At 61.5% G+C, this 21,462-nt stretch carries 19 protein-coding genes; 3 read left to right on the plus strand and 16 right to left on the minus strand.

The window, feature by feature from the left end:
* Nucleotides 1-129 precede the first annotated feature (129 nt).
* The 4 genes from J2X24_RS19955 to J2X24_RS19970 all read right to left on the minus strand — a co-directional run bounded on the left by J2X24_RS19955 (nucleotide 130) and on the right by J2X24_RS19970 (nucleotide 2,462).
* Entirely contained in the window at nucleotides 130-360 is a 231-nt protein-coding gene (locus J2X24_RS19955) for a hypothetical protein (protein ID WP_209725386.1), read from the minus strand.
* A 2-nt stretch (nucleotides 361-362) separates the two neighbouring features.
* Nucleotides 363-542, minus strand: a complete 180-nt coding sequence (locus J2X24_RS19960; protein WP_209725388.1) for a hypothetical protein — start codon at nucleotides 540-542, stop codon at nucleotides 363-365.
* A gap of 80 nt (nucleotides 543-622) precedes the next feature.
* A complete protein-coding gene (locus J2X24_RS19965; RefSeq protein WP_310004974.1) occupies nucleotides 623-1,396 on the minus strand; it encodes a TrmH family RNA methyltransferase in 774 nt (257 codons plus the stop codon).
* Nucleotides 1,380-2,462, minus strand: a complete 1,083-nt coding sequence (locus tag J2X24_RS19970) for a mechanosensitive ion channel family protein (protein ID WP_209725390.1) — start codon at nucleotides 2,460-2,462, stop codon at nucleotides 1,380-1,382. Before J2X24_RS19970 ends, J2X24_RS19965 begins: the two co-directional genes overlap by 17 nt.
* A 268-nt stretch (nucleotides 2,463-2,730) precedes the next feature.
* On the opposite strand from J2X24_RS19970, the gene J2X24_RS19975 reads away from it, so the two are divergent.
* The 3 genes from J2X24_RS19975 to J2X24_RS19985 all read left to right on the plus strand — a co-directional run bounded on the left by J2X24_RS19975 (nucleotide 2,731) and on the right by J2X24_RS19985 (nucleotide 6,624).
* Nucleotides 2,731-4,128 (plus strand): glutamine synthetase family protein, encoded by a 1,398-nt coding sequence (locus J2X24_RS19975; RefSeq protein ID WP_209725428.1) that lies wholly within the window; start codon nucleotides 2,731-2,733, stop codon nucleotides 4,126-4,128.
* Nucleotides 4,129-4,180: 52 nt separating this feature from the next.
* A complete protein-coding gene (locus J2X24_RS19980; RefSeq protein ID WP_209725391.1) occupies nucleotides 4,181-5,455 on the plus strand; it encodes an NAD(P)/FAD-dependent oxidoreductase in 1,275 nt (424 codons plus the stop codon).
* A 149-nt stretch (nucleotides 5,456-5,604) separates the two neighbouring features.
* Nucleotides 5,605-6,624: a methyl-accepting chemotaxis protein gene (locus tag J2X24_RS19985; protein WP_209725392.1), complete on the plus strand. Its 1,020-nt coding sequence runs from the start codon at nucleotides 5,605-5,607 to the stop codon at nucleotides 6,622-6,624.
* A gap of 184 nt (nucleotides 6,625-6,808) precedes the next feature.
* On the opposite strand, the gene J2X24_RS19990 is transcribed toward J2X24_RS19985, so the two are convergent.
* From J2X24_RS19990 to J2X24_RS20045, 12 genes are all read right to left on the minus strand, one after another.
* A complete protein-coding gene (locus tag J2X24_RS19990; protein WP_209725395.1) occupies nucleotides 6,809-7,549 on the minus strand; it encodes a site-2 protease family protein in 741 nt (246 codons plus the stop codon).
* Between the two features lie 30 nt (nucleotides 7,550-7,579).
* Nucleotides 7,580-8,968, minus strand: a complete 1,389-nt coding sequence (locus J2X24_RS19995; RefSeq protein WP_209725430.1) for an aspartate aminotransferase family protein — start codon at nucleotides 8,966-8,968, stop codon at nucleotides 7,580-7,582.
* Nucleotides 8,969-9,246: 278 nt separating this feature from the next.
* Complete coding sequence (locus J2X24_RS20000; protein ID WP_209725397.1) at nucleotides 9,247-10,020, minus strand: gamma-glutamyl-gamma-aminobutyrate hydrolase family protein; 774 nt, start codon at nucleotides 10,018-10,020, stop codon at nucleotides 9,247-9,249.
* Nucleotides 10,021-10,107: 87 nt separating this feature from the next.
* Nucleotides 10,108-11,217, minus strand: a complete 1,110-nt coding sequence (locus J2X24_RS20005; protein WP_209725399.1) for an ABC transporter ATP-binding protein — start codon at nucleotides 11,215-11,217, stop codon at nucleotides 10,108-10,110.
* Entirely contained in the window at nucleotides 11,214-12,086 is an 873-nt protein-coding gene (locus tag J2X24_RS20010; protein WP_209725401.1) for an ABC transporter permease, read from the minus strand. Before J2X24_RS20010 ends, J2X24_RS20005 begins: the two co-directional genes overlap by 4 nt.
* The gene (locus J2X24_RS20015) at nucleotides 12,083-12,979 is read right to left on the minus strand and encodes an ABC transporter permease (RefSeq protein ID WP_209725403.1); all 897 of its coding nucleotides are present in this window, start codon (nucleotides 12,977-12,979) and stop codon (nucleotides 12,083-12,085) included. Before J2X24_RS20015 ends, J2X24_RS20010 begins: the two co-directional genes overlap by 4 nt.
* Before the next feature lie 70 nt (nucleotides 12,980-13,049).
* Nucleotides 13,050-14,126, minus strand: coding sequence for an ABC transporter substrate-binding protein (locus J2X24_RS20020; RefSeq protein WP_209725405.1), 1,077 nt, complete (start codon nucleotides 14,124-14,126; stop codon nucleotides 13,050-13,052).
* Nucleotides 14,127-14,295: 169 nt separating this feature from the next.
* Nucleotides 14,296-15,354 carry an ABC transporter substrate-binding protein gene (locus J2X24_RS20025; RefSeq protein ID WP_209725407.1) on the minus strand — a complete coding sequence of 353 codons (1,059 nt, stop codon included), beginning with the start codon at nucleotides 15,352-15,354 and terminating at the stop codon, nucleotides 14,296-14,298.
* Between the two features lie 7 nt (nucleotides 15,355-15,361).
* The gene (locus tag J2X24_RS20030; protein WP_404977837.1) at nucleotides 15,362-16,756 is read right to left on the minus strand and encodes a glutamine synthetase family protein; all 1,395 of its coding nucleotides are present in this window, start codon (nucleotides 16,754-16,756) and stop codon (nucleotides 15,362-15,364) included.
* A complete protein-coding gene (locus tag J2X24_RS20035; RefSeq protein ID WP_209725409.1) occupies nucleotides 16,753-18,093 on the minus strand; it encodes an aspartate aminotransferase family protein in 1,341 nt (446 codons plus the stop codon). The genes J2X24_RS20030 and J2X24_RS20035 overlap by 4 nt, the downstream gene beginning before the upstream one ends.
* 171 nt (nucleotides 18,094-18,264) lie before the next feature.
* Nucleotides 18,265-19,707 (minus strand): NAD-dependent succinate-semialdehyde dehydrogenase, encoded by a 1,443-nt coding sequence (locus J2X24_RS20040; protein WP_209725411.1) that lies wholly within the window; start codon nucleotides 19,705-19,707, stop codon nucleotides 18,265-18,267.
* A gap of 2 nt (nucleotides 19,708-19,709) precedes the next feature.
* Entirely contained in the window at nucleotides 19,710-21,230 is a 1,521-nt protein-coding gene (locus J2X24_RS20045; protein ID WP_209725413.1) for an aldehyde dehydrogenase, read from the minus strand.
* Between the last annotated feature and the right edge of the window lie 232 nt (nucleotides 21,231-21,462).

Consider the following 21,462-nt stretch of genomic DNA (forward strand, 5'->3'; position numbering starts at 1 on the left):
GGCCTTTTTTGTAACTAGAGCGATATGGCGAAAAGTGCCAAGATGCGTTTTTTGGGGTTTTCGCCTTAAATATCGCGACAAAACAAAAACTTAGATCGGTATGATGTTTCCACCTAAAATCATACCGATCTAGTGTTTTGCGTTCTCAAGCGTGGTGTGACGGCCCTTGCCGCCCTTGAGATCGGCGTCGTGGGTGTGGTGCGAGTCCGCCTCGCCGCCACCGCCCGACACCTTGGAATGCATGCGCCGGCCAGTGTCCGGCGATGGCTTCTTGATTTCCAGCGGCGCTTTGGCGTTCTCATGCGACGCACCCGGACCGCCCTGCCGGACCGACGCCGGCGTCTTGGTTGAGGTCGACATGATTAACGGTCCTGCTGATGGCCCTGATGGGTCGTGTTGATCCTGGTATTGGCCTGCTGGCCGCGCTGATCGGGATTCACCTCGCCCTGGGCGTGGTTGCGGTCGGCCGTGTGATCCCTGACCGTCTCGCCGGGGCCGGCGTGGCTGAGGTTATCGTGCGGAACCGGAGGAAGCTTGCTCACGGTGTGTCTCCTCTTTTCAGATTTGAACCCCTCCGTGCACAGAATGCCTGAGAGGCCGGTAAGAGGACAATTCGGAAGGGTCAGTGGCACATATGATAAAGGACAATACCGCTGGTCGTCGCGACATTGAGGCTGTCAAAGCCGCCGTGCATGTCGATGCGCACTGTCGTACACGCTTCCATGAGTTCGCGTGTCAGGCCGGGACCTTCAGCGCCGAACAGGAAGGCTGAGCGCGCTTGCGGCACCACCTCGTCCAACCGCATGGCGCCGGAGGGACTGAGGCCATAGGGCGCCAGATTGTAAGTCTTCAACGCCACCGTCAGATCATCAACACGATAATGCGGCACCTGGAAGACACCGCCGACGCTGACGCGGATGGCCTTGCGGTAGAGCGGATCGCAGCACTGGGCGTCAATCAGCACGGCATCGACGCCGAACGCCGCCGCGTTGCGCAGCAGGCCGCCCATATTGTCCGTATTGGCGATCGCCGACAGGACCAAAGCGCGCACACGCGGCCTGGCCAGCGCCGCGCCCAACGCGGGCGGCACATACCGCCCGAGCGCCAGATAGCCGCGATGGATGGGAAAACCTGCGATCTCATCCATCAGGCCTTGCGCCACCACATAGACCGGGACCTCTTCGGCAAGCGCCGACAGATCGAGATTTCGCAACCGCTCCAATGTCGTCAGCACACTGACGGTCTCGCACAAACGCGAGCCGAACAGGCGCTCCAGCACGACCTGTCCCTCCGCCATGAACAGGCCCGCGCGCCCGGTCAGGTCGCGGTCCTTCACATCGCGGAACAATTCCAGGCGCGAATCGTCCGCCTCCGTAACCTCAATGCACCGTGTCACCCGAAATGGCTCCGGCCAGTTCGGCGCGCTGCCGCGGCAGGCACTGCGGATAATTTTCCTGGATGAAGGCGATCATCTGTTCGCGCACCAGGCAACGCAGGTCCCAGGCATTGGCGGAGTCGCCGGCGCTGACCAGTATGCGGATCTTCATCGCTTCTTTTTCGCATTCGGTTACCTGAACGACCTGGGTATTGCCGTCCCACAGCGGCGTCGCCGCCAGTATGGCCTTGAGCTTGTCACGCAGCGGCTCCAGCGGCAGAGTGTAGTCGGCATAGAGATTGACCTCTCCGATAAGGTCTGCCGAGGTCCGCGTCCAGTTCTGAAACGGATGTTCCAGCAGATAGCTGATCGGCAGGACCAGCCGGCGCAGGTCCCAGAGCTTGACTGTGACGAAGACCAGGTTGATCTCCTCGATGCGTCCCCATTCGCCTTCGACCACGACGACGTCATCGATCCGGACCGGCTGCGACAGGGCTATGGTGATCCCCGCCAACAGATTGCCAAGAGTCTTTTGCGCCGCGAAACCGAGGATAATGCCGGCGATCCCGGCGGATGCCAATAGGCTGACGCCCAGGGTCCGCAACGCCTCGAACTGCAGGAACATGGCAACCGTCGCGGCCAGGAAGACCAGGAAGGTCACGATACCGCGAATAACGATAATGCGCGTCCGCACCTCGCGCGCCCTGAGATTGTCACGCACCGTGATGTCGTAGCGTTTCGTGATCGCGCTGGCGACGACCTCGATAATGCGCATGGCCAGCCAGTACAGCAGAAGGACGCTGGTGATCTTGACCACCCCCGCGAAGAACGGATGCCTGAGCGCTTCGGGGAAGGTCAGGCGCAGGGCGATGAACACGGTCAGGATCGGCACGGCCGTATAGACCGGCGCCCTCAGCCTTTCGCACTTGACGAACAGCGACAGGGCCTTGCTGCGCTTGATGATCCGGCTCAGCAGCGACAGGACAAGACCGGCGGCGACGAACCCGACCGCCAGCGCGCACAGGATCACCAGGCCGATCAGGACCTCATCGGGGACGGTCTTCTGAAGCTTCTCGATATAGTCCATGACGGCTCCGACATTGCATCCCGGCCGGGCGACCAAACGCCGGCGGGCAATAAAATTGCAATGGGCCGCTATTGCCCCGGCTTGCCTCGGGTCCTGGAAACTGGCATATTGTGATCACAATCTGTCAAGATGCCCTGCCGGTGCCTGTTTCCCCAGGCTGGCCGTCGACTTCAAGGAGCGTTGCAAATGCTCCGGCCGGTGTCATGATCCGTCACATCACAGCGAAAAGACGATTCTCATGCCGCTCGATCACTCCGCCAAAAACCAGATGAAGTCCAAGAAGCGCAAGAAGGCGTTTTCCCGTCGTGGCGTCGATACGGTCGAAGACGCCAGGGAATGGCTGCAAAGCCAGGGGATCGAGGAGATCGAATGCCTGATCCCCGACCTGGCGGGTGTGGCGCGCGGCAAGATCATGCCGGCCAAGAAGTTTCTGACCTCGCCCTACATGAACCTGCCGCTGGCGGTCTTCTATCAGACCATCGCTGGCGATTACCCGGACCTCGAAGGCGTCGTCGGCACGGTGCAATCCGACACCGACGTCTTCCTGAAGCCCGACTTCCGGACGCTTGCCGCCGTGCCGTGGGCGCACGACCCAACCGCCCAGGTCATTCACGACGCCTTCCATCCAGACGGCCGCCCGGTTGAGGAAAGCCCCCGCCAGGTGCTGCGCCGCGTGCTTGGCTTCTATGAGGCCAAGGGCTGGAAGCCGATCATTGCGCCGGAGCTGGAATTCTACCTCGTCGAAAAGAATGTCGATCCGGACTATCCACTCAAGCCGCCGATCGGCCGGTCGGGCCGTCCGGAAACAGGCCGCCAGGGCTATTCGATCTCGGCGGTCAACGAGTTCGACGCCCTGTTCGAGGACATGTACGAATATTCGGAAAGTCAGGGTCTTGAAATTGACACCCTGATCCACGAATCCGGCGTCGCGCAGATGGAAATCAACCTGCGTCACGGCGACCCGCTCGAACTGGCCGACCAGGTTCTGATGTTCAAGCGCACCATCAAGGAAACGGCGCTGGAGCACGACATCTACGCCACCTTCATGGCCAAGCCGATGGCGCAGGAGCCGGGCTCGGCCATGCACATCCACCAATCGATCATAGACGCCAAAACGGGCAAGAACCTGTTCTCCGATCCTCAAACCGGCAACCCGACCGAGCTGTTCTTCGCCTTCATCGCCGGTCAGCAGAAATACATGCCGGCCATCACCTCGCTGCTGGCGCCCTACGTCAATTCCTACCGCCGCCTGGCCAAGGGCTCAGGCGCACCGGTCAACACGCAATGGGGCTATGACAACCGCACGGCGGGCCTTAGAGTTCCGCCGTCGGATGCCGAAAACCGCCGCCTGGAAAACCGCATCCCCTCGTCGGACGCCAATCCGTACCTGGCCATAGCCGCCGTGCTGGCCTCGGGTTATCTCGGCATGATCGATAAGCTGAAGCCCGCCGACCCGGTCGATATCGACGCCGCCACCCTGCCGCAGGGCGACTTGCCCTACTCGCTGGTCCAGGCCATCATCAAGCTGGAGCGCGCGCAACCGATCATCGACATGCTGGGGCCGCAGTTCGTCACGGCCTACAGCCGCGTGAAGCTCTATGAGTATGAGACCTTTATGCAGACGATCAGCCCGTGGGAACGCGAATTCCTGCTTTTAAACGTCTAACCATCATGGGGGAAACCAGTTTCCCCCATGTGCCCCCTTCCAGAGTCATCCCATGCTGAATGCCGGACACCCGGAAGGCTCGTGGTACCGTGCCTCCATTGATGAGCCGCCGCGATACCCGGCGCTTGATGGCGATCTGCGCGTCGATGTTGCTATCGTCGGTGGCGGATATACCGGCCTGGGGGCCGCACTTGAGTTGACGCAAAAAGGCGTTAACGTTGCTGTTCTGGAAGCCGCCGAGATCGGCTCCGGCGCCTCAGGACGCAATGGCGGCCAGATGCATATGGGCCAGCGCCTCGATCCCGAAACGCTGGAGCAGATGTTCGGCGAAGACGTCGCGCGTCAGTTCTGGGACATGGCCATGGACGCGCGCCACAGCCTGGATGCGCTTATGGCCGACCATGGCATAGAGTGCGATGTCCGCAACGGCCTGATCCATGCCTGGCACAAGCCGCGCTTCGAAGCCGATGACCGCGCCTATGCCAACTTCGTGCAAAGCCGCTACGGTTACAACAAGCTCTCCCTGCTTTCGCGTGACGCGGTCAATGCGGAACTCGGCACCGACGTCTATCATGGCGGCCTGTTCGATGCCGGCGGCGGGCATCTGCATCCGCTGAAGCTGGCCATAGGCATGGCGAAAGCGGCCGCCGGCAAAGGCGCTCAGCTTTTCGAGCGCAGCCAGGTCGTACGCGTTGAAGACGGTGCGACGCCCGTCCTGCACACGGCGAACGGCCGCGTTACCTGCGACACGGTTCTCCTGTGCGGCAACGGCTATATGGAAGGTCTGAGCGAAGCGATTGACAGCCATGTCATGCCAATTAACAACTTCATCCTGACGACCGCGCCGTTGAAAGACAACGCCATCCTGCGCAGCAACTATGCCGCAGCCGACTCGCGCTTTGTCGTCAACTATTGGCGCAAGACGCGGGACAACCGGTTGCTATTCGGCGGCGGCGAAAACTATACGCCGTGGTTCCCGAAGGACATCGCCGGCTTCGTTCGCCGCAACATGCTGAAAATCTACCCGCAACTGGCCGATGTCGAAATCACCCACGCATGGGGCGGAACCCTGGCCATCACCATGAGCCGCGCGCCGTTTGTCCGCCAACTGTCGCCGAACATCTTTGTCAGCGCCGGCTATAGCGGCCAGGGCGTCGTGCTGGCGCCCTATTTTGGCCGGCTGCTGGCGCGCGCCGTCATCGGCAACGCGCGCGATGTCGAACTTCTGGGCCGCTTGCCGACCCCGGCGTTCTTTGGCGGACGCGCCTTGCGCTGGCCCGCCCTGGTCGCGGGCCTGAGCTATTACGCTTTGCGCGACAGGCTTTAAAACGCATTTGCGCTAAAACGTTAGTACCAAACCGCAATCTCACATGCCTGAAACAAAGCGAAACATCCCATCATCGCTACGCGGCCATTCAGGAATCGTTAAGCCTATCAGCGCATCTCTATCGGCGTATCGTATACATGAGGGGCGACATGCAAACGGTCAGCGTCAAGGATATTGCTGAGCATACCGCGAAGGCGAAGGCGGTTACCACAGGCCGCCTGCGTGATATCACGGGCGTCACCAACACCCTGCGCATCCTGGCACTCAACGCGCTGATCGAGGCCAAGCGCGCCGGTGACATGGGCGCGGGCTTCGCCGTCGTCGCCGATGAGGTTCGCCAGATTTCGGGTCGCGTCGAAGAGATATCCAAGCGCATGGCCGATGAACTGGCCACCGAAATCGGTGCGCTGGAAACCCTGACCGAAAGCATGGCCGCCCAGAACCAGGGCGCACGCCTGGTCGATCTGGCGCTCAATGCCATCGAACTGATCGACCGCAACCTGTATGAGCGGACGTGTGACGTGCGCTGGTGGGCGACCGATGCCGCCATGGTGTCCGCCGCCGCCGATCCATCGGCCTGCGCGACGGCGTCGCAGCGCCTGGGCGTCATTCTCGACGCCTATACCGTCTATCTCGACCTGTGGCTGTGCGATCTGGATGGCAATGTCATAGCCAATGGCCGCCCCGGTCGCTATGCCGTTGAGGGCGCCAATGTCTCGGACCAAGCCTGGTTCCAACGCGCCCGCGCCCTCTCAAGCGGCGATGACTTCGCTGTCGCCGACATCACCACCGAGCGCCACCTGAGCGGCGCCCAGGTCGCGACCTATGCCACCGCCGTCCGCGAAAACGGCATGGCCGACGGCAAGGCGATCGGTGTGCTTGGCGTCCATTTCGACTGGCAGCCGCAGGCCGCAGCGATCACACAAGGTATCCGCCTTACCGAAGCCGAGCGCCATACGACGCGCGCCCTGCTGGTCGACTCATCGGGCCGGGTGATCGCGTCGTCGGACGGCAAGGGCATCCTGCACGATCGCATCACCTTGCGCACCGGCGGCCAGGCTTTCGGGACCTACCAGGACGGCGGCAACCTGATCGCATTTCATCGCACGCCGGGCTATGAGACCTATGCCGGGCTCGGCTGGTACGGCGTGATCATCCAGAAGCTGTGATTGGGTCGCAATGTTTTAGAGCGATATGGCGAAAAGTGCCAAGAAGCGTCTTTGGGGTTTTCGCCTTAAATATCGCGACAAAACAAAAACTTAGACCTGTATGATGTTTCCACTTAAAATCATACCGATCTAGCCCAAAACCGCTGCACACTTTTTGGGCAGATCATTTATCTCAAGAATAGGCTTATCGCCAGAACTGGAAGCGATCCATGGCCTGGCCGACTTGGTCCAGGTCGATCTCCATACCGAAAAGCGCGGCCCCGCCCATGACCAATGGCAAGATAAACCGGTAGCCGAAAAAGAAAACGACCAGCAAGGCCAGAATGATGACGATGCCACCGACCTGGGGCGGCACTGCTCTCGTCAGCGCATCCGGCATGAATGGGCGCAGCGCCGCAAAGCCATCCAGCCCAGGAATCGGCAGAATATTCAGCACAAAGGCCATCATCAGGAAGAAGGCCAGCAGCATCAGGCCGTCATAGAGCAAGGGCGTCCCACTGACCGCCTGCGCGACCCAATAACAGACGAGCGCGCTGACCAGGCTCATGGCCGGTCCCGCGAGCGCGATCAAAGACTGCTGCCATTTCTGTTGGATCAGGTCGGTGCGGATCATGACCGCTCCCCCCGGCAAGGCAATCCCGCCCAGAACCAGGGCTATGACCGGCAGGACCAGGCTGCCGACACCGTGGAAATAGTGGACGGGATTAAGCGTCAGGTAACCGCGCTCGACAATCGTCGTATCCCCGAATGCCGAAGCGGTCGCGGCATGGCCATATTCGTGGAAGCACAGGCTGATCACCCAGCCGAGCAGGACGAAGGCGAAGGTGGCGAAGGCTGCGTATTCCGGCGCCGTCACAAGCGCCGCGCCGGCCAGTCCAAAAGCGGCGAAAAGCCCGATGAAGGCCCAACTGATCTCTGTTTTCATACCGTCAGATATGGCCGCAGATCGCAAAAATTACAACGCCCTCAGCACGGGTTCGGCTTCGTTCAGCGAGGTTTCAATCGTGTCAACGATCCGGTCGATTTCGGCCTCGGTGATGATCAGCGGCGGGCACATGACCAGGCTGTCGCGGATGCCGCGGACCATCAACCCGTTCTTGATGCAGATATCGCGGACGATCGGTCCGGCCGTGCCTTCCTTGCCGGTAAAGCGCGTGTTCGTCCCCTTCTCGGCGACGATTTCGACCGCGCCGATCAGGCCCAGCGAGCGCGCTTCGCCGACCAGCGGATGGGCATCGAGCCGCTTCAAAGCCTTGGCGAGATAGGGCCCGGTGACGGTGCGCGTCCGTTCGATCAGGCCTTCGTTTTCCAGGATGTCGATATTGGCCAGCGCCACGGCCGCACACGCAGGGTGGCCGGAATAGGTGTAACCGTGGACAAAGTCGCCGCCCTTGTCGATCAGAACATCGACGATCTTGCTGGAGACACCGACCGCCGAAATCGGCAGGTAACCCGACGACAGCCCCTTGGCCATGGCGATCAGGTCGGGCTTGACGCCCCAGTGCTGGTGTCCGAACCAGTGGCCCAGGCGGCCGAAGCCGCAGATGACTTCGTCGCAGATCAGCAGGATGCCGTACTTGCGGCAGATGGCTTCGACCTTGGGCCAATAGCTGTCGGGCGGGATGATGACGCCGCCGGCGCCCTGCACGGGTTCGCCGATAAAGGCCGCAACGTTTTCCGGACCGACCTTCAGGATACGGTCTTCGATCGACTGGACGACGCGTGCGGCGAAGGCATCTGCGTCTTCGCCAAAGCCTTCGCCGAACAGGTAGGGCTGATCGACGTGCTCGACACCGGCAATCGGCAGATCGCCCTGCTCGTGCATAAAGCTCATGCCGCCCAGGCTGGCGCCCGCCACGGTCGAGCCATGATAGGCGTTGCGGCGGCTGATGAAGATTTTGCGCTTCGGTTCGCCCTTCAGGTCCCAGTAGTAGCGCACCAGGCGGAAGATAGTGTCGTTGGCCTCGCTGCCGGACGAGTTGAAGAAGACATGCTTAAGGTCCGGATTGGATTGCTGCATCAATCCCGCGATGCGGGCGGCCAGGCGCACCGGCGGCGGCGTCGCCGTCTTGAAGAAGGTATTGTAATACGGCAGTTCCAGCATCTGCTCATAGGCGACGCGCGCCAGTTCTTCGCGGCCATAGCCGACATTGACGCACCACAGTCCGGCCATGCCGTCGAGCAGCGACTTGCCCTCGGCGTCGGTAATGACGCAACCCTCGGCGCGGGTGATGATGCGCGACCCGCCCAGCTCGTGCTGAAGCCTGTAATCCGACTGCGCCGGCAGATGGTGCGCCATATCGAGCTGGCGCAGTTCGTTCATATCGTAGTTGCGGATGGGCATGGCGGCGGTCATCGAGCGGGTCCATAAAATGCAGAGGAGGAGGTTCCGCGCTCCCGCCTCCCCTATTTATGGGGGAGGTGGCATCGAGGCCTTCAGGCCGAAGATGACGGAAGGGGCTGACCATAGAAGTCGGAGGCTGCGGCGCTGAAATATGCGCCTATAGGCCCCGCCCACCGCCGTACGGCGGTCCCCCCTCCCCAGCCTCGGCGGCAGCCGAATGGGAAGGGCGAAACTTTAAGCACGTTGAGTTATCGCGCAGCCAAAGTCAAATATTGTGATCACAATTTTGCGTGTTTCCCGGCCAGGCTGGTGACCGGAGCGCCGCGCAACGCCTGCCCCATCAACCGGAAGAAGACCTGGCTATCGGAATACTTGTCCACTTGCCATTCCGGATGCCATTGCACGCCCAGGACCTGGGACCCACTGATATTGGCGCTGAAAGCCTCGACCTGGCCATCGGGCGCCACGGCCTCGACTGTCAGGCCATCGCCGAGCTTGTCGACGCCCTGGAAATGCACAGAATTGACCATCAGTTCGTCGCGACCATACACTTCAGACAGCACGCCACCCGGCGTCAGGACCACGGGGTGGGTGTGATCGAACATCGCCTCGAAGCCGATCGTATCCGGCGCATGATGGGCCAGCCGGTTGCCGACGGCTGAACCAATGTCCCGGCGCAGCGAACCACCCAGGACGACATTGATTTCCTGAAAGCCGCGACAAATGCCGAATACCGGCTTGCCCATTGTGATCATGCATTCGATCATGGCCAGCGACACATCATCGCGGCCTTCATCATACGGCCCGTCACCGCCGTCCTGGCCATAGCGACGCGCGCCGATATTCGACGGCGACCCCGTCAGCATAAGCCCGTCGAGATGGCGCGTCACCGTCGCCGACGAAAAGCCTTCCATCACCGGCGGGATCAGCAGGGCGTGGCAATCGCCATAGCGGATGGCGGCGCGAACATACCGTTCCATCACCGCATGGGCGTTTTCCACACCGACCGTACGGTTGCAGGCCATGATGCCGACGACAGGCTTATCCGCCATTTTGTTCGTCCGTTTTTAGATTTTCCCTACCCGCAAGGTAGCCAATTTCGGGAATATGGGAAGTGTAATTCGTCCGCAGGCTGAATATCAGCTGAGCAGTACCGCCGGCGAACAGGCGTGGAAGCTGATCCACACCTTCTCGTCCCAGGTGAAGTCTTCCTGGTCCCAGCGCGTCAGATTCGGGCGCACGACCTTGATCAGCCGGCCGCTGGCAATCTCGACCTCGTAAATGGTCTCCGACCCCAGATAGACCAGATGCTTGATGACGCCGGCGACGACATTATAGCCTTCGGGCGCATCGTCGACCTTGGGCGGCGTGTCCGTGCGCTTGTGCAGCTCGATCTTTTCTGGACGGACGGCCGCCCAGACCGTACCTTTCTGCGGACCGGTGACGCCGTGGTCGAGATAAACCGGGCCTATGTCGGTCGTATTGATGATCGCGTGATCCTTCTCATCGACGTCCAGCGTCCCTTCGAACATGTTCACGCTGCCGATAAAGTCGGCGACGAAACGCGAATTGGGAAATTCATACAGGTCCGACGGCGTCGCTACCTGCTGCAGCACGCCCTTGTTCATGACGGCGCAACGCGTCGCCATGGCCAGGGCCTCGTCCTGGTCGTGGGTGACCATGATGAAGGTGATGCCGACCTTTTCCTGCAGGATGGCCAGTTCGGTGCGCATCTGGTCGCGCAGCTTGGCGTCCAGCGCCGACAAAGGTTCATCCAGCAGCAGGACGCGCGGCTTCTTGACGAGCGCACGGGCCAAAGCGACGCGCTGACGCTGACCGCCCGACATCTGGTCGGGCTTGCGCGCCCCGAAGCCTCCGAGCTTGACCAGTTCCAGCGCCTCCTCGGCGCGGCGGCGGCGCTCATCGCCCGGTACACCATCCATCTTCAGGCCATAGGCGACGTTGTCGAGCACGCTCATATGCGGGAACACGGCATAGGATTGAAAGACCATGTTGACCGGGCGCTTGTTGGGCGCGGTCGTCGACATGTCCTGGCCATCGATCAGCACACGGCCTTCGGTCGGCATTTCGAAGCCGGCCAGCATGCGCAAAAGCGTGGTCTTGCCACAGCCCGACGGCCCCAGCAGCGAGAAGAACTCGCCCTCATTGATGGTCAGCGAGACATTGTCCACGGCCGCGACCTTGCCGAAGCGCTTGGAGACGTTTTCGAACTGGATAATCGGTTTCATTTCTTGTCTCCGGCGCCGCCATCGTGGCCGGCGGTCAGGGCGTCGGAGCCCTGGAATCTGAGGGCGAGGAAGGTCAGGAGCACGGTGACGACGATCAGTATGGTCGAGGCGGCATTGACCTCGGGCGTCACCGAGAAGCGCACCATCGAATAGACCTTGACCGGGAAGGTCACTGTGTCCGGCCCCGCCGTGAAGAAGGTGATGACGAAGTCGTCGAGGCTGAGCGTAAAAGCCAACAGCGCGCCGGCGACCAGGGACGGCGCGATATGCGGGACGATGATGTCCATCAGCGTGCGGAATTCGGAGGCGCCAAGATCGCGTGCCGCCTCCTCCAGTTCGCGGTTGAAGCTGGCCAGCCGCGCCCGGACAACCACCGCCACGAAGGGAAAGGAGAAGGACACGTGGGCGATGATGATGGCGCCGAGATTGAGCGGCCAGATCAGGTCCTGCGGCCACGGCAGCACCTTGGCGAAAAAGACCAGCATGCCGACGCCCATGCAGATTTCGGGCACGACGATGGGAATGGCCAGGCCGGCATTGAAGGCCGTCTTGCCCGGGAAGCGGAAGCGCCACAGCACAATGGCCGCCATGGCGCCGACGACAACCGAGATGAGGGTTGAGAAGAGCGCAATGGTCAGCGAATTGCCGAAGGCCTCGATCAGGCTGGCGTTCTTGAAAGCCTTTTCGTACCAGCGGAAGGTAAAGCCGCGCCACACGGTGGTAAACCGCGAGTCGTTGAAGCTGAAGACCATCAGCGAGATCAGCGGCGCGTAGAGGAAGACGGCGACCAGGGCCAGCCATACCTGCAGCGGCCAGCGGCGCAGATATTCGAGCGGTCCGGGCGGTATCTTGCGGGTGGCCTCGCTCATGCCGCCCTCCCCGCGTTCTTGCGCTCGACCAGGCCCTGAATGGCGATGCCAATAAACGTCATGTAGACCAGCAGGAAACTGAGCGCCGCGCCGAACGGCCAGTTATTGGCGCGCTTGAACTGGCTTTCGATCACGTTGGCGATCATTTGTGAATCCGGCCCGCCCAGCATGTCGGGCGTAAGGTAAGACCCCAGTGCCGGGATGAAGGTGATCAGGATGCCCGAAGCGATGCCAGCGCCAGCCATCGGCACGACGACATTGAACAGGGTCGAGATATGCCCTGCGCCGAGGTCCAGCGACGCTTCGAGCAGCGAGCGATCCATACGATCCAGCGTCGAATAGAGCGGCAGGATCATGAAGGGCAGATTGACGAAGACCAGCCCAAGGACAACGGCAAAATTGGTGTTCATCAACTCCATGGCGCGGAAGTCACCCAGCATGCCGCCGCTGACCGCATTGATGCCGTCGAATATCCAGTGCCAGGTGGTGTTGATGTAGCCCTCCGTTCTCAGAAACGCCATCAGCGCATAGGTCCGGATCAGGAGGTTGGTCCAGAAGGGCAGCATGATCAAAAGCAGCAACCACGCCTTGGCCTTCGGCGGCGCAAAGGTGATGGCCAGCGCCACGGGAAAGCCCAGCACCAGGCAGATGAAGGTGGTGATGGCCGCGATCCAGATCGATTTGACGAAGATCGCCAGATACAGCGGCTCGAACGCGCGCTTGTAATTGTCGAAGGTCGTAAAGACCGAGATGTCGATCAGGCCGACATTCTGGCCGAAGCTGTAGGCAAAGACGATCGCCAGCGGGACGAAGAAGAAGACAACCAGCCAGAACAGGGGCGCACTGAGCATGGCCCCAAACATGCCTTTGGCCTGACGCCAACTCTGTTCCATGGATGTCCCCGGCCCCACCTAAGTTTAAAACGAAAGAACGCGCCGGAATAGCCCGGCGCGTCCTGAACTTTTAGGAAGCCTTGATGCGCGTCATCGCCGCATCGTAGACCTGCGCGCGCTCAGGGCCTTCGAAGGCCGCGTATTCGCACTTGGCCATGACATCGGGCGCCGGGAAGATGACCGGATTGTTCTTGTAGTCGTCCGGCATCAGCGCCTTGGCGGCGGCGTTCGGCGTCGGATAGAGGATCTGTTCGTAGATCTTGGCGCCGGCCTGGGCGTCGAGCATGTAGTTGATGAAGGCGTGCGCCTCGACCGGATTCTTCGAATCCTTTGGAATGGCCAGACAGTCGGAATTGAGCTGCGAACCTTCCTTGGGGACAACGAAGGCCAAGTCTGGATCTTCCTTGATGACCTGGGCGATGTCGCCGTTGTATTCCATGACGATATCGACTTCCTTGGACATCAGCATGTCCTGGCCATCGTCGCTGTGGAAGGCCTTCACATTGGGCTTCTGCTTGATCAGCATGGCCTCGACCTGCTTCAGCACATCGGCGGAAATACCGTTGACGCTATGACCGAGATACTTGGCGCCGAGACGCATCAGGTCGCCCGATTCCGACAGCAGCGCGATGCGGCCCTTGTACTGGTCCGAATCGTACAGCCACTTCCACGAATCCGGCACCATGCCGTCCTTCATGGCCGACTTGCGGTAACCGATGCCCAGCACCAGCCAGGTATAGGGCACCGAGAACTTGCGGCCCGGATCGTAGATCGGGTCCATGAAGGCCGGATCGACATTCTTCAGGTTCGGGATCTTGGCGTGGTCGAGCGGCAGCAGCAGGTCGGCCTGCGACATGTAGGTGACGAAGTCGTTCGACGGCACGATGACGTCGAAGCCCGAATTACCGGTCTTGATCTTGGCGAACAGTTCGTCGTTGGTGGCGAAGATCGACATGTTGACCTTGATGCCCGACGCCGTCTGGAAATCAGCCAGCGTCGTATCGCCGATATAGGTGTCCCAGTTGTAGAAGTTGATCGTCTTCCCGGCCCCGCCGGGCTTGGTGCAGCCGGACAGGCCGGCAAAGCTGATGCCCACGGCCGCGGCGCCAAGGCCAGCCAGAAGCGAACGACGTCCAATCTTGCTCATGAGGTGTCTCCTTGAAGCTGGGCCCTGGCCGGGTGTCTTGTCCGGCGCGACAAATCGTTAACGAAGAGGAATACGGCTTTGCCGGCTTGTCAATCGCTAAACGTGATCACAACCCGCCTTATCCGGTGTTATTCGCAACCGCGTAACAAAAACAGCCCGGAATGGACCGTCACTGTCCCGCGATCATCCGTACGCGTGCAAATATTTCCTCGAAGGCCTGCTGCTGCGCCGCAGGCGCGCGGCGGCCGAACGGGCACTTTTCCAGTTGCGCTTCGGAGGGAAAGATCACCGGGTTGTCGCGGTATTCCGCCGGCATCAGGGCGCGCGCCGCCGCATTCGGCGTCGGGTACATGATGGTACTGGAAATATCGACGCCGGCCTCGGCGCTCAGCATGTAGTTGAGGAACTGATGGGCGCCGTCCGGGTTGGGCGCGTTCTTCGGGATAGCCCAGCAATCAACCCAGCGCGTGCTGCCTTCCTTGGGCACCACAAAGCCGATGTCCGGGTCTTCGGTCATGACCTGGGCGATATCACCATTGTACTCGATGACGATATCGACATCCCCGGCGCGCAGCATGTCCTGGCCGTTGTCATTGTGGAAGATGACACCGTCCTTCGCCTGCCTGCTCAGGATTTTCTCGATCTTCTTCAGCCCCTTGGGCGAGATGGCATTCGAGTCCTCGCCGATATAGCTGGCGCACAGGCGGATCATGTCGGACGGCTCGGTCAGCCACCCCACGCGATAGCGGCCGGAATCGAAGACCGCCTCCCATGACTTCGGCGGCTTCTTCTTTTTCATCGCTGAGCGGCGATAGCCGAGGCCCAGCACCAGCCAGGAGAACGGCACACTATGGGTGCAGCCCGGATCATAGGGCGGATCGCGGAAGGCTTCAGCGATATTCTTCAGGTTCGGCAGTCGGCTGTGGTCGAGCGGCGCCAGAAGCCCCTGCTCGGCCATCCGCGTGACAAAATCACACGACGGCACGATGACGTCGTAGGCTTCCGAACCGCCCGCTGTGCGGGCATAGAGTTCGTCATTGGTGGCGAACAGACTCATCTCGACGTCGATGCCCGTCGCCGCCTTGAAGCCGGACAGGGTGTGTTCGCCGATATAGGTGTCCCAGTTGTAGAAGCGCAAAGGGGCTGTTGCCGCCTTCGCCTCGTGCCCCAGCACGATGCCCGCCGCGACCGCTCCCGTACCCGCCAAGAAAGATCGCCGTGATACCATTTTATCCTCAGGCGTTGCGCAAGTACCAGTCGTAATCGAGCGACGTCACTTCCTCGTAGAAGCGGGCTTGCTCGGTCCGCTTCACCTTGACATACATGTCGACGAAGCGCTGCCCCAGATAGTCGCGCAGAACCGCGGACTTGTCGAGGTAATCTATGGCCGCGAACCAGTTGGTCGGCAGGATGGCACCGCTTTCGGCCGCGACCGCATAGCCGTTGCCGACGACCGCCGGGCCGGGATCGGTCTTGTGCGTAATGCCATGGTGGGCACAGGCCAGAATCGCCGCCAGCACAAGGTACGGATTTCCGTCGGCCCCGGCCACTCGGTGTTCGACATGGCGCGTATGGGCCGGTCCCGCCGTGACGCGCAAGGAGACCGTGCGGTTGTTGACGCCCCAGGTCAGGCCGACCGGCGCATAGGAGTTGGCCTTGAAGCGCTTATAGGAGTTGGCGCCAGGCGCCAGGATGCCCATGCAGTCGGCCAGGTAATCCTTCATCCCGCCGATCATATTGTGCAGCAAGGGCGAGCCCGAAGGATCGGCGGCGGCGCACAAGTTCTTGCCATCCTTGTCAGCCACCGAGATGTGGACATGGAAGCCCGAGCCGGCACGATCAGGCCACGGCTTGGCCATGAAGGTCGCTTCGATGCCGAGGCTCAAGGCCACGCCCTTGGCCAGGCGCTTGTACATCACCGCATCGTCGGCTGCGCGCAGGGCATCGGCCTTGTGCTTCAGCGTCAGTTCGACCTGGCCCGGCGCGAATTCGGAAATCGCGCCTTCCAGCGGGATGTTCTGTTCGTCTGCCGTCTCCCACAGCTGACGGAAGAAGGCGCCGTGGGCTTCGATTTCCGGCAGGCCATAGACCTGGATGCCTCTTGGCGTCTCATCGGTCGAAAAGGCGCGCGCCGGCTTCAGTTCGCCGCCCTCGCCGCGTTCGATATCGACCAGGTAATATTCCAGTTCGCACGCCACGACCGGCGTCAGGCCATCGGCCTTGTAACGATCGAGCACGCGTTGCAGGACATGGCGCGGATCGAGGTCGTTCGGCGTGCCGTCCAGTTCATAGAGCGACAGCATGACCTGGCCGACATCGTCACCCAGCCAAGGTGCGGGCACCAGGGTCCCCGGCACCGGCCGCGCCACGCGATCGGCGTCGCCGTCTTCCCAGACCAGTCCCGTCTCTTCGCAGTCGGCGCCCAGCGTGTCGACAACCAGGATCGAGCCCGGCAGGAAGCGGCCATATTCGTAGATCGGCAAAAGTTCATGCCGGCGCAGGCGCTTGCCGCGCGGCACGCCGGTCATCGAGGTGAACAGGATCTCAAAATAGTTGATGTGCGGATGGGCGTCGAGAAAGGCCTTGGCCTCATCGGCGGTCGCGACCATTGGGTGGGCAGGAAGGCTCATGAGAAGTCCTTGTAGTAAGGCACGAAGGCCTCGACCGCCGAGATCAGGCGCTGAATCGCGCCTGCCCCGGTCTGTGGCGAAATAAGCATCATATTGTGGAAAGGCGCAATCAATACGCCCTGGTTGATCAGGAAGATATGGAAGGCTTCCAGAAGGTCATGATCAAGGTAGGGCCGCATGCCGGCGGCGTCACGCGGCGGCTGGGGCGCGAAGATCAGCTCGGCGCGGGCGCCGACATGGACAACGCTCCACGGCAAGGCATGGCGGTCGATCAGGTCACGCAGGCCCCGCACCAAGGCGTCTGTTCCAGCCAGCATATGGTCATAAGCGGCTTCGGTCATCACCTCAGTCAGCATGCATTTGATCGCCGCCATGACCAAGGCGTTGCCTGACAGCGTCGTGCCTATGCCCGACTGGCCCGGGCCGATCTCCTTTTGCGTCGCGTCCATGCGCGCGGCGACCTCAGCAGTGACGCCCCAGACGGCGGCGGGAATGCCGCCGGCGATCGCCTTGCCGCAAGTGAAGATATCGGGCTGCAAACCGTGCGCGCCCATATAGCCCGCCGGGCCGGAGGACAAGGTATGGGTCTCATCCAGGATCAGCAGCGTGCCGTACTGCGCGGTCAGTTCGCGCAAGGCCTTGTGGAAGCCCGGCTCCGGCAGGATCATGCCGAAATTGGTCATCACCGGCTCGGCCAGCACGGCGGCGATGTCGCCTTTGGACAGTGCAACTTCGAGCGCTGCTATGTCATTGAACGGGATGACGACCGTGGTTTCGGTCTGGTCGCGCACCTGGCCGATCAAGCCCTTTTTGTTGCCGGGCTGGCCGTCATAGAGGGCGACAAAACAGTCATCGACCATGCCGTGATAGCAGCCGTCGAAGACGAGGATCTTGTCGCGTTTGGCGATGCCCCGCGCCCAGCGGATGGCGGCGCGATTGGCATCCGAAGCGGTCGTGGCCACCTGCCATTGCGTAAGGCCGAAGCGTTGACGGAGGAGATCACCGACTTCATTGGCCAGGCGCGTTGGCAGCATGAAGCCGACGCCCTCACCTGCCTGTTTGGCGATCGCGGCCTGAAGTTCAGCGCGCGCGTGGCCGAACATCGATGGCGTGTCCCCGAGGCAAAAGTCATCGTAGGCATGGCCGTCGACATCGGTCAGAGTCGCGGCGTGCGCATTATTCACATATATCGGAAATGGCGTTGCCCAGTCGCGCATCCAGTGCATAGGCACGCCACCGCGCCACGCCGAAGCCTTTTGCGACATGGCTTCGGAGGTGGGGTTGGCGACCGCAAATATTTCGCGTTGTTCGGAAATAAAAATTTCAAGTCTAGCCATAAGAAGGCCCCACCACCGCATCGCCTTCGCTTCGCTCAGTTGTGCGGTCCCCCTCCCCATGCTTCGCACAGGGAGGAGTGTTCGCGCTCTGTCTCTCCTCCCTGTCGCGAAGCGATGGGGAGGGGGACCATTTGCGGAGCAAATGGTGGTGGGGGCTCTTGCTGTCGATGATCAAATCGCCCCCAGGCCGCCATAGGAGATGTATTTGATGTTCAGATACTCATCCAAACCTTCAGCGGCGCCTTCGCGGCCAAGGCCGGACTCCTTGACGCCACCGAACGGCGTCACTTCTGTCGAGATCAGGCCGTCATTCATGCCGACCATGCCATATTCGAGCTTGGCCGCCACGCGCATGGCGCGGCCGATGTCGCGCGTATAGGCATAGGCCGCCAGCCCAAACGGCGTGTCATTGGCCAGCGCAATCCCCTCTTCTTCCGTCTCGAAACGGAAAAGCGGCGCCACCGGCCCAAAGATTTCCGTGTCGAAAATCTCCATGTCGTGGGTCACGCCGGTCAGCACGGTGCCTTCATAGAACAGGCCTGAAACATGGCCACCAACCTCAACCTGGGCGCCCTTGCTGACCGCGTCATCGACCAGCCCCTTGACCTTGTCGATGGCCTTCTGGTTGATCAGCGGCCCCAGCTGCGAACTCTCGTTCCAGCCGGCTTCCAGCTTCATCGCCTTGACTCTTTCGGTCAAACGGGCGGCAAAGCTGTCGTAGATACCCGACTGCACCAGCAGGCGATTGGCGCAGACGCAGGTCTGGCCGGTATTGCGGTATTTCGACGCCAGGGCGCCTTCGACGGCCTCATCGATATCGGCGTCGTCGAACACCAGGAAGGGCGCATTGCCACCCAGCTCCATCGATATCTTTTTCATGGTCGGCGCGCACTGGGCGTAGAGCAGCTTGCCGACCGGCGTTGACCCGGTGAAGCTCAGCTTCTTGACCCTCGGATCCGACGTCATCGCCTCGCCCACCGCCCTTGCCGTCGTCGAATTGACGATGTTGATAACGCCGTCCGGCAGGCCGGCCTTGCGCGCCAGCACGTAGAGCGCCAGCGCCGACAGCGGCGTTTCTTCCGACGGCTTGATGACGACGGTGCAGCCCGCCGCCAGGGCCGGCGACACCTTGCGGGTAATCATCGAGATCGGGAAGTTCCACGGCGTGATCGCCGCGCAGACGCCAACCGCCTGCTTGATGGTCTGCAGGTGTTTGCCGGGCGTGGTCGCAGGAATGGTGCGGCCATAGGCCCGCTTGGCTTCTTCAGCGAACCATTCGATGAAGGACGCACCATAGGTGACCTCGCCGCGCGTCTCCTTGATCGGCCGCCCCTGCTCAAGCGTCACCAGTAGGGCCAGGTCTTCGAGGTGACTCAAAACCAGATCATTCCATTTTTTCAGAAGGGTCGAGCGCGCCTTAGCGGTCATGCCGGACCAACCCGCAAACGCCAGATCGGCGGCAGTGATGGCCGCCGTGGTGTCGGCCGCCGAACCGTCCTTGACATAGGCCAGGACACTGCCGTCGGCCGGATTGGTAACTTTAAACCAGCCCGTCTTCGGTTCGAGCGAAATGGTGTCGCCGAGCAGCGAAACCTGTGCGGAGGTGAGTTTCATTTTCATGCCTTGAAGCTGATGCTAACGGCCTTGAGGTCGGCATATTTATATAGGGCATGCAGCGAGCGGTCGCGACCGAAGCCCGACTGTTTTACGCCGCCGAACGGCGAGGTGATGTCGCAGGCGTCCCAGCCGTTGACCCAGACCAGGCCCGCCTTCAACGCCTTGGCGGCGCGCATGGCCTTGTTGATGTTCGACGTCCACACACCCGACGCCAGGCCGTAGATGGTGTCGTTGGCAATGCGGTAGGCTTCGGCCTCGTCCTTGAAGGTCATGACCGACAGGACAGGTCCGAAGACCTCTTCCTGGGCCAGGATGTTGTCGGGGTCGATATTGTCGAGCAGCGACGGCTCGACATAGTAGCCGCCGGTTTCCGAACGCACCTGCTTGCCGCCCAGCACAAGCCGGCCGCCCTCGGCCTGGCCGCGCTCGATATATTCCAACGCCGTATGCATCTGGCGCGACGAGATCATGGCGCCGAATTGCGTCGCCGGATCGAACGGGTCACCCACCTTGATCGTCTTGGCGACCGCCACAACCCTTTTGACGAAGTCGTCCTTGATCGACTCTTCGACCAACAGCCGTGAGGCCGCCGTGCACACCTGCCCCTGGTTATAGAAAACGCCCCAGGCGGCATTGGCGGCGGCGCTATCGAGATCGTCGCTGTCGGCAAAGACGATTTGCGGGCTCTTGCCACCCAGTTCCAGCGACACGCGCTTGAGGTTCGAATCCGCCGAGGCGCGCATCAGCATCCGCCCGACCGGCCCGGAACCGGTAAAGGCGATCATGTCGACGTCCATGTGTCGTGCCAGGGCATCCCCGGCTTCGGTGCCAAGGCCGGTAACGACATTCCACACGCCCGGCGGCACGCCGGCTTCCAGGGCCAGTTGCGCGGTGTAAAGCGCGGTCATGCTCGAGTTTTCGGCGGGCTTCAGCACCACCGAATTGCCCATGGCCAGCGCCGGTGCCACCTTCCACATCGCCATGTGCAGCGGGAAATTCCACGGCACGATGGCGCCGATCACACCCAGCGGCTCATGGATCACATAGGACAGACGGTCCTCTGGTGAAGGCGCGACCTCGCCATAGATCTTGTCGAGCGCTTCGGCGTAGTAGCGCGTCGTATTGATCGCCAGTGGGATATCGACATTGCGCGCATCGCTGATCGGCTTGCCGGTGTCGAAGCTTTCCAGCAGAGCCAGGTTTTCGGCGTGCTCACTCATCAAGTCAGCCAGCCGGTGCAGGACTTTCTTCTTGGCCTTGGGCGCCAGGTTGCGCCAGCGGCCATCCTCAAACGCCCCCCGCGCCGAAGCCACAGCCAGATCGACATCGGTCATGTCGAGCGCGGCGATGGCGTTGATCTTTTTGCCGTCGCGCGACGACATGTTGTCGAAGGTCCGTCCCGAGCGTGCGCCAACCTCCGCGCCTTCGATAATGGCCTTGGACGGCAGGCTTAAGCCCTTGACGGCCTTCAGCACGCCTTCCAGCGTATCGGCGGGACTTTGGGGCGCGGATACGGGCATGGCGTTCTCTCAATTTGCAGGATTGTGATCACAATTAGACACTGCGTATCTGCGGGGTGTCAAGGCTAGTCCGTTCGCCTCTTGGAAGAAACCCCACCACCACATCTCTCTCGACATCGTGACGATGGCTCACTCGTGCGGTCCCCCTTGTATCTGGACAAGGTCGCTGAGTTGTACTGAAGCGATGGTGTCCGGGAAGGTATGCAGCCTTCCCGGACATCGGCGGCACGCC

The organism is Asticcacaulis solisilvae, assembly GCF_017875235.1.
Taxonomy (GTDB): Bacteria; Pseudomonadota; Alphaproteobacteria; order Caulobacterales; family Caulobacteraceae; genus Asticcacaulis; species Asticcacaulis solisilvae_A.